The sequence below is a fragment of the Desulfothermus okinawensis JCM 13304 genome (genome assembly GCF_054654515.1).
In genome coordinates, this window is record NZ_BAAIEW010000041.1 from 1 (window position 1) to 13,109 (window position 13,109).

Annotated in this window: 10 protein-coding genes; all 10 read left to right on the forward strand. The window is 27.1% G+C overall.

Translation table 11 applies throughout. From position 1 onward, the window contains the following. Positions 1-52: 52 nt before the first annotated feature. Positions 53-1,204 carry a lipopolysaccharide biosynthesis protein gene (locus tag ACYQ0O_RS12485; protein ID WP_459893575.1) on the forward strand — a complete coding sequence of 384 codons (1,152 nt, stop codon included), beginning with the start codon at positions 53-55 and terminating at the stop codon, positions 1,202-1,204. Positions 1,205-1,259: 55 nt separating this feature from the next. Continuing rightward, positions 1,260-2,897 carry a cytidylyltransferase domain-containing protein gene (locus ACYQ0O_RS12490; protein ID WP_459893577.1) on the forward strand — a complete coding sequence of 546 codons (1,638 nt, stop codon included), beginning with the start codon at positions 1,260-1,262 and terminating at the stop codon, positions 2,895-2,897. Continuing rightward, positions 2,898-3,956, forward strand: coding sequence for an N-acetylneuraminate synthase family protein (locus tag ACYQ0O_RS12495; protein WP_459893579.1), 1,059 nt, complete (start codon positions 2,898-2,900; stop codon positions 3,954-3,956). Next, the gene (locus ACYQ0O_RS12500) at positions 3,925-5,214 is read left to right on the forward strand and encodes an oligosaccharide flippase family protein (protein ID WP_459893581.1); all 1,290 of its coding nucleotides are present in this window, start codon (positions 3,925-3,927) and stop codon (positions 5,212-5,214) included. The genes ACYQ0O_RS12495 and ACYQ0O_RS12500 overlap by 32 nt, the downstream gene beginning before the upstream one ends. Then, the gene (locus ACYQ0O_RS12505) at positions 5,204-6,052 is read left to right on the forward strand and encodes a sulfotransferase domain-containing protein (protein ID WP_459893583.1); all 849 of its coding nucleotides are present in this window, start codon (positions 5,204-5,206) and stop codon (positions 6,050-6,052) included. Before ACYQ0O_RS12500 ends, ACYQ0O_RS12505 begins: the two co-directional genes overlap by 11 nt. After that, positions 6,040-7,368, forward strand: a complete 1,329-nt coding sequence (locus tag ACYQ0O_RS12510) for an O-antigen ligase family protein (protein ID WP_459893585.1) — start codon at positions 6,040-6,042, stop codon at positions 7,366-7,368. The genes ACYQ0O_RS12505 and ACYQ0O_RS12510 overlap by 13 nt, the downstream gene beginning before the upstream one ends. Next, entirely contained in the window at positions 7,340-8,830 is a 1,491-nt protein-coding gene (locus ACYQ0O_RS12515) for a glycosyltransferase family protein (RefSeq protein WP_459893588.1), read from the forward strand. The genes ACYQ0O_RS12510 and ACYQ0O_RS12515 overlap by 29 nt, the downstream gene beginning before the upstream one ends. Positions 8,831-8,874: 44 nt before the next feature. Beyond that, positions 8,875-9,909 carry a glycoside hydrolase family 99-like domain-containing protein gene (locus ACYQ0O_RS12520; protein ID WP_459893590.1) on the forward strand — a complete coding sequence of 345 codons (1,035 nt, stop codon included), beginning with the start codon at positions 8,875-8,877 and terminating at the stop codon, positions 9,907-9,909. 99 nt (positions 9,910-10,008) lie between these two features. After that, positions 10,009-11,112, forward strand: a complete 1,104-nt coding sequence (locus tag ACYQ0O_RS12525) for a DUF1972 domain-containing protein (protein ID WP_459893592.1) — start codon at positions 10,009-10,011, stop codon at positions 11,110-11,112. Positions 11,113-11,514: 402 nt separating this feature from the next. Then, positions 11,515-12,939: an undecaprenyl-phosphate galactose phosphotransferase WbaP gene (wbaP, locus tag ACYQ0O_RS12530; protein WP_459893594.1), complete on the forward strand. Its 1,425-nt coding sequence runs from the start codon at positions 11,515-11,517 to the stop codon at positions 12,937-12,939. Positions 12,940-13,109: the final 170 nt, after the last annotated feature.

Genomic DNA, 13,109 nt, shown 5'->3' on the forward strand with positions numbered 1-13,109 from the left:
AAAATGTAAGAAAAATGCTTATAGGATTAATAAAATACTTGAGGTCAAAAAAGTGATTTTACCTGTTCACTCTTCACTGTTCACCATTTACTGTTCACTTTTCACTTTTCACTGTTCACTTTTCACTCTTCATTATTCACCATTCACTTTTCACTCCCAAGGGGTAATCATGCTCACTAACCTCACGGCCAAATTCCGAGAAAAAATAAACTCAGATACCCACTTCGCTGAGCTTTTAAAAGGTTCCGGAATTGCTTTTGTTTTAAGAATAATTGGAATAATTGCAGGATATATCTTCACACTTTTGATTACCCGTGGATATGGTGCAGAAGCTATGGGAACTTTTGCCCTTTCGTTTACGCTTCTTCAAATTTCTTCTGTAATTGGAAGGCTTGGGATGGATACAGCACTTTTAAGATTCGTGGCAGAGTATTCATCGCAGGGGAAATGGGATGTAGTAAAAGATATATATAAAAAAGCTATAAAACTTGTTTTGCCTTTTTCTATGATCTTGTCAATAGCTGTTTTCTTTTTGTCTGGATATATAGCAGAGTTTGTATTTAAAAAGCCACATCTTGAGCCGTATTTTAAAATAGCTTCTATCGGAATATTTCCTTTTGTTTTACTTTTTATACATACAGAAAGTTTAAGGGGATTAAAGAAAATAAAGGAATATATGCTTCTGCAGCAAGGAGGAGTATTTACATTAGCCTCTATACTCCTTGGAATTATAATGTTAGTCTTAACTAATAATAAACCTGCATTCTTAAATCAAATCCCAATATCAATTTATATTTTCTCAATATTTATTATTTCATCAATTGCTTTTTATATCTGGATAAAATACTTAACAAATTCTAATCCAAAATCTAAAATCCAAAATTCAAAATTTTTACAATCTACACCACCTAATCCCTCTACAACCTTTACAACTTCTACAACTTCTACAACCTCTATAACCTCTACAACTTTTACAACCTCTACGTCATCTACGCCCTCTAAACCCTCTACAACCTCTATGGCCTTATTCACTTATAAAGCCTTGCTTTCAGTTTCCATCCCCATGCTTTTGTCAAGTTCTTTAGCCTTGATTATGGGATGGACTGATACTATAATGTTGGAAATGTTTAGGATAGAAAAAGTTGGAATTTATAATTTACCACATTACCTTATTTTTAAATATTGTGGGAATATATGTTTTTGATAAAAGTTTATTATGTATATACATATAATAATTTTATTTGTAAGGTGTGATAGTAATGCAAAAGAAAAATATTTTAATAATAATTCCAGCCAGAGGCAATTCAAAGGGAATTCCTAGAAAAAATTTAAGACTGCTTAACGGTAAACCATTAATTTACTATTCTATAAAAACAGCTCTTTCTTCAAAATATCAACCAGATGTCTATGTAACAAGTGATGATGATGAAATTCTTTTTTTAGCTGAACAATTTGGAGCAAAAATTCATAAAAGAGATTCAAGTTTAGCTAAAGATGAAACAACTTTAGACCCTGTTATATATAATTGTTATGAATATGTAAAAAATAAAGAATCCAAAAATTATGAACTAATAATAACGTTACAACCAACTTCTCCTTTATTAAAAGCAGAATCTTTAGATAATGCTATAGAAAAGATAATTAAAAACTATAATATTGATACTATTATTTCAGCTACAGAGGATACACATCTCACGTGGAAAAAAGAAGGAAAATCGTTTGTTCCTAATTATAGAAAAAGATTAAATAGGCAATTTTTACCTAAAATATATAAAGAAACCGGTGGGTTCTTAATTACTAGGAAAAGTGTGATTAGTCCAAATAATAGAATTGGTAAGCATGTTGACTTATATTTGTTAAATCTTCCTGAATCAATAGATATAGATACTTATGAAGATTGGAATCTTTGTGAATATTTCCTAATAAGGAAAAAAATTTTGTTTATTGTTACTGGAAATAAGAAGGTAGGCTTAGGACATGTGTATAATACCCTCATACTTGCTAATGCTATAATGAATCATGAAATTATTTTTTTAGTTGATAAAAATAGTAGATTAGCATTTAAAAAGATAAAATCAAGAAATTACCCTATTTTTATACAAAAGGAAAATAATATTTTAGATGAGATAAAAAAGTTTAATCCTGACATAGTTATTAATGATATATTAGATACCACTGTTGAATATATAGAAGGCTTAAAAAAAATGGGAATAAAAGTTATTAACTTTGAAGATTTAGGAGAAGGAGCTAAAAAAGCTGATTTAGTTATTAATGCTATATATCCTGAAAAATATATTTTACCAAACCATTATTTTGGTCCGGATTATTTCTTGTTGAGAGATGAATTTCTATATTCTCCGCAAAAAAATATTAGAAAAAAGGTAATAAATGTACTAATTACTTTTGGTGGAGTTGATCCAAAGAACTATACAAAAAAAGTTATCGAATCAATTTACGACTATTGTAAAGATAATAATATTAAAATAACGGTGATAGCAGGTTTTGGTTATGACAAATTTCCATCAATAGAAATGTATAAAGGGATTGATATAAAAAAAAATGTGTATAATATTGCTAAGTATATGTTAAATGCTGATATTATATTTAGTTCAGCAGGAAGGACAATATATGAAATTGCAAGTATTAGTACACCAGCAATAATTTTAGCCCAAAATGAAAGAGAATTGACACATTTTTTTGCTACATCAAAATATGGTTTTTTGAATCTTGGATTAGGATATAAAATATCTAATTATGAAATCCTAGAAACGTTCAAAAATCTAGTTGAAGACCATAATATTAGATTGTATATGAGTAATTTAATGAAGAGTGTAAATTTAAAGGATGGAAGAAAAAAAGTTATCAAACTAATAAAAAATATTATAGAGGAGGATTAAATGAAACTATTAGATTTATTTAATAATTTTAATCCTTGTGACTATAAATTAATAAGACCATATATAATTGCTGAGGCTGGAGTAAACCATGAGGGTAGTATGGAACTTGCAAAAAGGCTATGCGAAGAAGCTTTAGAAGGTGGAGCTAATGCTATTAAATTTCAAACGTATAAAGCAGAAACAATTGCTTCTAAAAATTCCCCAGCATACTGGGATACAACAAAAGAACCTACTTCTTCGCAATATGAACTTTTCAAAAAGTATGATAAATTTTGGAAACGGGAAATGGAGGAACTTAAAAAATATTGTGATAAAATAGGGATAGAATTTCTTTCAACACCTTTTGATAGGGAATCAGCAACGTTTTTAAATGATTTAGTAGATGTTTTTAAAATATCTTCAAGTGATATAACCAATAAACCTTTTATTGAGTATATTTGTAAGTTTAAAAAACCAATAATACTATCAACTGGAGCGAGTCATTTATATGAAATTCAAGAGGCAGTTAGTTGGATAGAAAAGTATGGTAATCCTCTTGCTCTTCTTCATTGTGTTTTGAATTATCCTACATTAGACGAAAATGCAAATCTAGGTATGATAGTAGGACTAAAGAGGGCATTTCCTGATAAAATAATTGGATACAGTGATCATACTTTACCAAAAGATATGAAAGTCTTGGAAATCGCAATATTATTGGGAGCAAAAATAATTGAAAAGCACTTCACTCATGATAAAACGTTGCCAGGTAATGATCATTACCATGCTATGGATAAGGAAGATTTAACAAAGTTTATAAAAAATTTAGAGAGAATCTTTACGATTTTGGGAGAATTTGAGGTTAAAGCTCTAAAAAATGAAGAAGTCGCAAGGAAAAATGCTAGAAGAAGTATAGTAGCTAAAAGGTTTATACCAAAAGGTAAGATAATAGAATATGAAGATTTGACTTTTAAAAGACCTGGTTATGGTATAAGTCCGAAATTTATTGAATCTGTTATAGGGAAAAAAGCCTTAAATGATATTAATGAAGATGAAGTTGTTAAGTGGTATTTTTTTTGCTAATTTTAAAAATCTTAAGTTATTTAGGAAAGTTAGCTTATATCCTTTCTCTACGGGTTTATTTCAACTTTCAAGGACATTAGTATTTTTTTATGCTGCTAGGATTTTGGAACCAAAACTTTATGGCTTTTGGAGTCTAGTAAATGTACTCTTACTATATAGAGGTTTAACCCATTTAGGGCTTATTCCTGCTATGAATAGAGAAATTCCTTTTTATATGGGGAAAGAAGATTTTCATATGGTTGATGAAATAAGAAATATAACCTTTACTTATACATTGATTTTAACAATATTTTCTTCATTTTTAATATATAAGCTTGTAACTATTTATAATAACATAGATAAATTATTGATTTTTTGCTCATTGTTATTATTTATTTCAACTCAATTTTATCATTACATGCAAGTCTATTTGAAATCTTCTCTAAATTTTAATGTGATGATTTTTCAACAAATATTGTATTCTATATTGTTCCCTTTATTAGTTATTATTTTTACTGTGAAATATAAACTTATTGGGTTTATATTTAGTCAATCATTGGTAAATACCATAATATGTATTATAATTATTATTAAAAATAAAATTAAGTTGTCTATAAAATTTAATAAGGAAAAATTTAAAACACTGATAAAAATTGGTTTTCCTATAATGTCAGTTGCATTATTGTATAGTTTTTTCACTACAACTGATAAATTAATGATTGGGTTTTACATAAATACTGAAAATTTAGGATATTATTCGTTTGCTGTTTTAATAGGTAATGCAATTTTTTTGTTACCTAGAGCATTAGGTGAACAGATATACCCTAAAATGGTTATGTTGTATGGGCAAAATAGTGATTTTGAATATATTTTAAGACAAATCATTAAATATTTAATTACTAATATAAGTTTGATTTTGCCAATAGTATTAGGAATATATTTCTTGTTTCCGTTGATTATTGTAAAATATTTTTCCGCTTATTTACCTGCAATAAGAATTATTGGTGTTATTTTAATTGGGTATATATTTTTAATTATTGCAAATGGATTTGGTATTTTTATGTTGAGTATTCGTTTGCAAAATTTATATTTGGTTGTTACTATTGTATCAGTAATATTAAATTTTGTTTTAAATATAGTATTTATAGTTTATAAGAAAGAAATAATATGTATTGCCTTTGCAAGTGCTGTTAGTTATTTTGTTTTTGCTATCTTGCTCGGTACTACAATTTTCTATCTATATAAAAAAAATAAAAAAAAGGTGAATTATGTTACCTAATTTTATTATTGCAGGTGCTGCAAAAAGTGGTTCTTCCACATTATATTATTATTTACAGAAACATCCAGAAATTTTAATGTCAAAATATAAAGAGCCTGCATATTTTACAAAATATTGGAATAGAAAAGATTTGAGATGGTATGAAAATCAATTTAAACATTGGAATGGTGAAAAAGCAATTGGAGAAGCTACAGTAGAATATATGGTAGATCAACATGCACCAGAGAGAATTTATAAATTAGTTCCTCATGTGAAATTAATTTTCATAATGAGGAATCCAATAGATAGGGCTTGGTCTCATTATTGGCATAGAGTTAAAATGGGAGAGGAATCAAGAAGTTTTAATGAAATAATTAAAAATATAGAAAACGGTAATTTAGATGAATATATTATTAGATATGGAATGTATGCTACATCGATTAAAAGGTTTTTAGAATATTTTTCAAAGGAACAGGTGAAATTTATAATTTTGGAAAATTTTAAAGAAAATCCATCTTTTTTTCTTAAAGATATTTATAGATTTTTAGAAGTGAGTGATAATATAAATATCAATTACAAAGGGGCTAGAAATAAAGCAAAAATTTACAGAATAAAACACTTAAGTATTTTATGGGCGAAAATTAGAAGCATGGATCCTTTAAAAGAGAATCTTCCCTCGTTTATTTATCATTCTCTTAGAAAAATTTTTAGATTTATTGATGCGTTAAACAAAAAACCATTTAACCCACCAATAATGGATGAAAAACATTGTTATATTTTGCGAAATGTTTTTAAAGGGGAAGTTGCAGAATTAAGTAGTATTTTGAATGAAGATATGGCAGAAAAATGGAAAATTTAAGTATAGTAGTTAGAAAATATAGTATTTATTATTTAGTAATATTTTTATTATTACTAGGTGGAATAATTTCAGATATTCTAAATGGTTTAATTGGTACAGAAGAAATGAGTCTATCAGTTAGCTCTATTTTGAGAGGTAGTTTTGTAATTACAGGATTAATTTATATTGTTTTTTGTAAAAAAACAAATTTCATATTTAAATTTTATTTATTATCTTTGGTTATAATCTACTTTGTCTCTGAATTGTTCATTAATATTATATTTGAACAAAAGAAAATATTTTTATTTGTGGAGATATCTCATTTTTTAAAACTCATGTATATACCTGTAATTAGTATCGTAATCTATATTATTATACAGCAACACAATTCATTGATAAATAAAATTTTAATTTATTTATCATTTGCAGGATTCTTAGAATCATTAGCAGTTGTTGTACCCTACTTATTAGGATTTGGTAACCCAACTTATACACAAACTCAAATTGGCTCAAGAGGTATTTTATTAAACCCAAATGAAATAGCCTTAAGTTTGATAATTGCTCAAACAATTACAATTTGGTTATTATTATATTATAAAAATAAAAGGTTCTTTTTATTCTTGTTTTTACTCACTATAGCCTTTGGAGAATTAATATTATCCACAAGAACTAGTATTTTAGGATCTATATTTATTTTTATAGCAACACCATCAATAATTTTTATTTCAGAAATTTTTGCTAAAAAGGATTTAAATAAAAAATTAAATAAAATAACCTTTTTGGTGATTGTTATAGTTGGTATAACTTTATCAACCAGTTTATATATTAATTTTAAAAAAAACGAATATTTATTGGAAAAAATGAATTATTTTTTAAAGCATTTAAATGCAAGAGGAGATTTGCAAAAAACTGGATATCAAGTTATAATTAATAGCCCTCCTTTTAATGTAATTTTCGGCAACACATTCTCTGGTTTTTTTTATAAGGTTCAAGAAGAAGGTAATTTTTATAGTTATCATAAATTTGGCAAAAGAGTAGAAGTTGACTGGATAGATATATTAGGTAGTCTCGGATTAATATTTCTTTATATAATATATATATTTTATATTTGTATTCTAATTTCTTCTCTTAAAAATTTTATAAGATATAGAAGGAAAGAAAACGCTATATATTTTTTTATACTTCTTCTTTTTATATCACATTCAATTTTAGCGGGGCATGCATTAATGGCACCTTTACCAGGTACATATATTGCTCCTATAATTTCTTTAGTCTTATTAGATAATAAGACTAAAAGGAGAATTAATTTTGAAAGAAAGACCAAAATATCTGGATGAAAAAAATATATTTATAGCATCACATAATTGGTTTATTTGTAATGGAAGAGATATATTATTATTAGATACTAATATTTCTCTTGGTAAAGTATTGCAAATTTATACTTTTGAATTTTTTTACCCTTATGCAAATTCCATAACAAAAACTAAAAATCTTAAAAATATAGTTAAATACTTTGGTTACGATTGGCAGTTACGTTTTTTTCATTCAAAATTTATTGCTAAAAGTGAATATAAGAATAGCTTTTATGACATTCTCTTAATGTATGATGTTAATAATAAACCTATGATTGAAAATTTAAATTTAATAGCTACTGAATTGTTAAAAAAAAATATTAATCTAGCTGCAATTACAATAGATAATAATATAAGAAAACAAATAATTAAAGGAATTCCTGTTTATTTTTTAAGTAACTTTTATAAACTTATTAAAGAAAAAGAAGTATTTTTTTTAAAAAAGAAACTTATAAATAATATAAAAAAATATAAAGGTTGTATTTATAATAATTTCAAAAATTATGAAATACCTCAAAGAAATATAAAAAAATTTTTTAGGTATATAAATACTCGAATCGCTCAAACTATAAGAGAAATATTTGCAATTGAAAATTTATTTAAGACACTTAATCCTAAAATATTTGTAAGTTCAACGGATGCTCATAAAATATCCCGTATAGGTGTCTACTTAGCCAAAAATTATGACATTAATACGTTTGTTATTCAACATGGAGCTCCAGTGTGGGAATATGCTTATACTCCGGTTATTGCTGATAAAATATTTGTATGGGGGGAAGAATCTTACAATTGGTTTAAAGAAAGAGGTGTCCCTGAAGAAAAGCTTATTATTACTGGATGCCCAAGGTATGACATTCTACAGCCTGATATCGAAAAAATAGATATTAAAGATATTAATTTTGGTTTAAAAGGAAAGCCAAATATTTGTTTATTTACTAATCCTATTGATCTAAATACAAACAGTAAAATAATTAAATATTTTGTATCTTTACCTAAAGACTTATTTAATAATATATATATTAAAGTACATCCTTCTGAAGATATCAATTTTTATAAAAGATTACTAAAGAATTTGCCATCAAAAAAAAGAACTAACATACTACAATCAATGGGAATTCCACTAGAATTAAAATATGGTGATATTGCTATTGTTGGTAATTCGACTATTGGAATAGAAGCAATTGCAAAAGGTCTTATTTTAATTAATCTTGAATTAGAAAATTTTCCTAATCCGATCCCTTATAAAAAGTATAAAATCGGAGTATATGTAAGAGAAATAAATATTAAAAAGGGAGTTAAAGTTGCTTTGTCTATAAGAAATGCCGAAAGGTATTTAGAATACCTTGATAGGTGCAAATTGTTTCTTGAAAAGAATCTATATAAAATAGGGAATAACTCTTCATCAATAATTGTCAATTTTTTAGAAACAACACTTTTAAATTTATAATAATTATGAAAATCATAATCTAAAAAATTGCAGTAGGAGTTAAAATGAGAACAAAAAAAATAGTAATATTTTTGATTTTGGTGTTTGTACCAACATTTCTTTATGGAAATGATAGCATATTAATCGGTATATATTATTTTCCTGGATGGAAAAAAAATGATTGGCATTGGAACGTTTATAAGCCTCTTAAAAGTTTTGATAACAGAGAACCAATAACAGGATGGGAAAGGTTAGATACTACTGATTTTATGAAAAAGGAAATTAATTGGGCAGCTAAACACAGAGTTGATTTCTTTGCATTTGATTGGTTTTGGAATTTTAATAAAAAAATTGAACATAGAAATTATGCTATTCGTAATTTTGTTAAATTAAATAAAAGTATTAAATTTTGCATAATGTGGTCTGTTCATGGAAAGTTGAGTCCGGATTTAAAAGAATATATTCCAATTATAAAAACTTGGATACAATACTATCTGTCAAACTCTTTTTATTTAAAAGTAAACAACAAACCTTTAATATTTATTTTTGATTTTGGCAACTTAATAAAGTCTCTTGGAGTTATTAATACTCGCAAGTTGATTAACATACTTAAAAAAGAAACAAATGCGTTTTTAGTAGCAATAGATAATGGACCATATACTTTAAAAAAACAGAAAAAAATTTTAGATATTGGATTTGATGCAATTTCTGGTTGGAACTATTTAGGATATTTAAAAAAAAATTATAAAATTAATGTATGTTTTTATTCCACGTATAAATTAATTTCTGAAAAAATTTATAATCAAATTTATAATAATTCAAGAATGCCAATATTTCCTGTGGTTCTTCCAGGTTACAATAACTCACCTATGACAAGACATCCAAAATATATACTACTTAATAGTAATCCAGATGATTTTATGGACATGCTCCAAGAAGCATACTGTATTCTTGCGTATACTTCACATAAACCTAAAATAATTATGATAGAGTCTTGGAACGAATTAGATGAGGGTTCTTATGTTATTCCAACCAAGAAATTTGGTTTTCAATATTTAGAAAAGATTAAATTAATAAAGGAAAAATTTAAATGCGAATGAATTTTTAATACCAAAAAAGCAAATATATAGATAGAATTCAATTTAAAAATTTATTTAAAAAATCTAATATTATTATGATTATTAGAGGATAAAAAAAAAATGAAAATAGCAATCCTCGGAACAAGAGGAATACCTAATAACTACGGTGGATTTGAACAATTTGCCGAAAAAGTTTCACTATATTGGATAAAATTTGGACATCAAGTAACCGTTTATAATCCTGACTATCATCCTTACAAAAAAAATAAATGGAATGGAGTAAAGATAAAACATATTTTTTCAAGAGAAGATAAACTTGGAATATTTGGGACCTTTATTTACGATTATTTATGTCTAAAAGATGCAGTTAATCAAAATTACGACATTATACTTAACTTAGGATATGTTCCAAGTGCCTTATTTTTTTCTTTAAAGAAGAGAACAAAGGCTAAGTTTGTTACAAATATGGATGGATTAGAATGGAAAAGAAGCAAATGGAATGCTGTTTTAAAAAAATTTACAAAATGTTGTGAAAAAAGAGCTGTAAAATTAAGTGATTTTCTAATTGCTGATAATCCAGGTATAGAAGATTATTATAGGCAAAATTATGGTGTAAATAATATTAAATATATTGCCTATGGTGCAGAATTATTTGATAATCCGAATATAGAGGACATAAAAGAGTTTAATTTAGAGCCTTATCAATACTATATGCTTATAGCAAGACTTGAACCTGAAAATAATATAGAAATGCTATTAGACGGCTATTTATTATCAAATGCAAAAGAGCCTTTTATAGTAGTTGGAGGACTAGATAACAAATATGTCAAATATTTATTAGAGAAATATAAAAATAATGATAACATCAAATTTGTCGGTGGAATTTACGATTATAAAAAACTAAGCACACTTAGATGGTTTGCTAAGCTTTATTTCCATGGACATTCTGTAGGAGGAACAAATCCTTCTTTGCTTGAAGCAATGGCATCTAATGCTTATATTGCTGCCCACAACAATTCTTTTAATAAATATGTCGTAGGGAATGAAGGTTTTTATTTTGAGAGCGTAGAAGAAGTAGCAAAGTTGATAAATAATTATACCACACAATATAGAAATGAATTTATAAACAAAAATAGAGAGAAGATTAAAAACATTTATAATTGGGGAAAAGTTAGCAAATTTCATTTAGAACTTTTTAATGAAATTCTTAACATATCAGAATAATTTGTTTGAAAATGATGCAAAAATGAACATGAGTGTTTATATATTATTTGTTATTTCAAAACATTTGTTTTTAATATACGGGGATGTATTTGAAAATAAGTTGTTATATTGTTTTGCATAGTCATGTTTTTATTTCGTACATTTGCTCCAGTAGATGTTACTGAGTTAAATGAAGATTTGGAGATACAATCAATCATGTAATTGTATTTGTAGTTTTATAGAGGATTGGTTTTTTTTCTTTATTTTCAAAAAAAACACATTTTTATAAATTTGCAGATGTAGTTTGAAGTGTTTTAGAATTTGTCACATAATTTTATAAAAAAATCTAATTTTTCTGTTTTTCATTTTAGTAGTTTTTTAATTCTCAATAAGTTTATAATACAATATTAAGGATAGCCCGTAATGCAGAGAAAGAAGACCGTCATGTCCACTACAATCTTACTCATTTGTGACCTTGTGGTAGGATATCTGCTTTTATTTGTAAGTAAGTTTGTTAGGTATCCCTTTGTATCATTGGGATGGGCAAAACACAATCACATTAATGTCTATAATTATACATGGATTCCATTTGTTATTTTAATTAGCTTTTTTGTACATAAACTTTGCACCAAAAGATATACTTTCTGGGATGAGACTAAACAGATTGTAAAGAGTATATTCCATACTTTATTAATATCTGTTCTTATCATATTTTTAAAAAAGAATTTTGACACTCCAAGATCATATATCCTAATATACTTTATATTGGCAATTTTTATATTTCCAGTTTATAGATATAACCTCAAGGTTTTTTTGAGTAAACTTGGTATTTTCTGTAAAAATCTTATTATTATTGGCGCAGGGAATGCGGGGCGAGATGTAGCCCTTGGTATGTTGCGGGAGAAGGAGACAGGATATAATATAATTGGATTTTTAGATGATAATAAGGAAGGGGAAGAAGTAGTTGTTAATGGACAAACTTTTAAAGTACTTGGCAAGGTATCTGATTATAAGAAAATAGTTCCACATAGCAATGTAGATGCTGTGGTTTTGGCTATACCTTCTTTGAGTAAAGAGAGACTGGCAGAACTTGCAGCTGAGATACAAAAAATTGTCACAGTTCTATATATAGTACCTGAAATGAGAGGAGTGGCTTTGTATAACACTGAGCTGTATCATTTATTTATGGAGCAGTTATTTTTATTTAAAATAAATAATAACTTAAATTTAATGAGAAATAAATTACTTAAGAGATTTTTTGATATTGTTTTGTGCGTAATATCACTGCCTATTTTGTTGCCTGTTGTTTTTGTCTTATATATTTTAATCAGATTAGATTCTCCAGGGAATCCCTTTTTTATTCAAGAGAGATTAGGAGAAAATGGTAAGACTTTTAGATGTATTAAATTTAGGTCAATGTATGTTAAAGCTGATGAAATGCTTGATGAATATTTTGAAAAAAATCCTGGTGCCAAAGAGGATTGGATTAAGTATAAAAAGATCAGAGGTGATGATCCAAGAGTGACAAAGATGGGCAAATTTTTGAGGAAATGGTCTCTAGATGAATTACCTCAAGTTTGGAATGTTTTAAGGGGTGATATGAGTTTAGTGGGACCTAGACCATACCTCCCGAGAGAAGAAATGGATATGAAAGACTATAAAGATTATATTTTGTTTACAAAACCTGGCATTACTGGGTTATGGCAAGTTACAGGAAGAAATAAACTTCTGTTCAAAGATAGGTTAAAACTTGATACATGGTATGTTTTAAACTGGTCTTTGTGGCTGGATATTGTTATTTTATTTAAGACTGTTAAAGTGGTACTGAAAAGAGAAGGGGCGTACTGAGAGCGGAAATCGGGAACGGTGAAGCGTGAACCGGAACCCGTGAATCGTGAACAGTGAACAGTGAACCGGGAATCGGAACCCGGGAATCGGGAATCGGAAATCGGCAAGCGGGAACCGCATCACGGATCACGGAAACCGGAACCCGTGAACCGGAAACCGGAACTCGGATC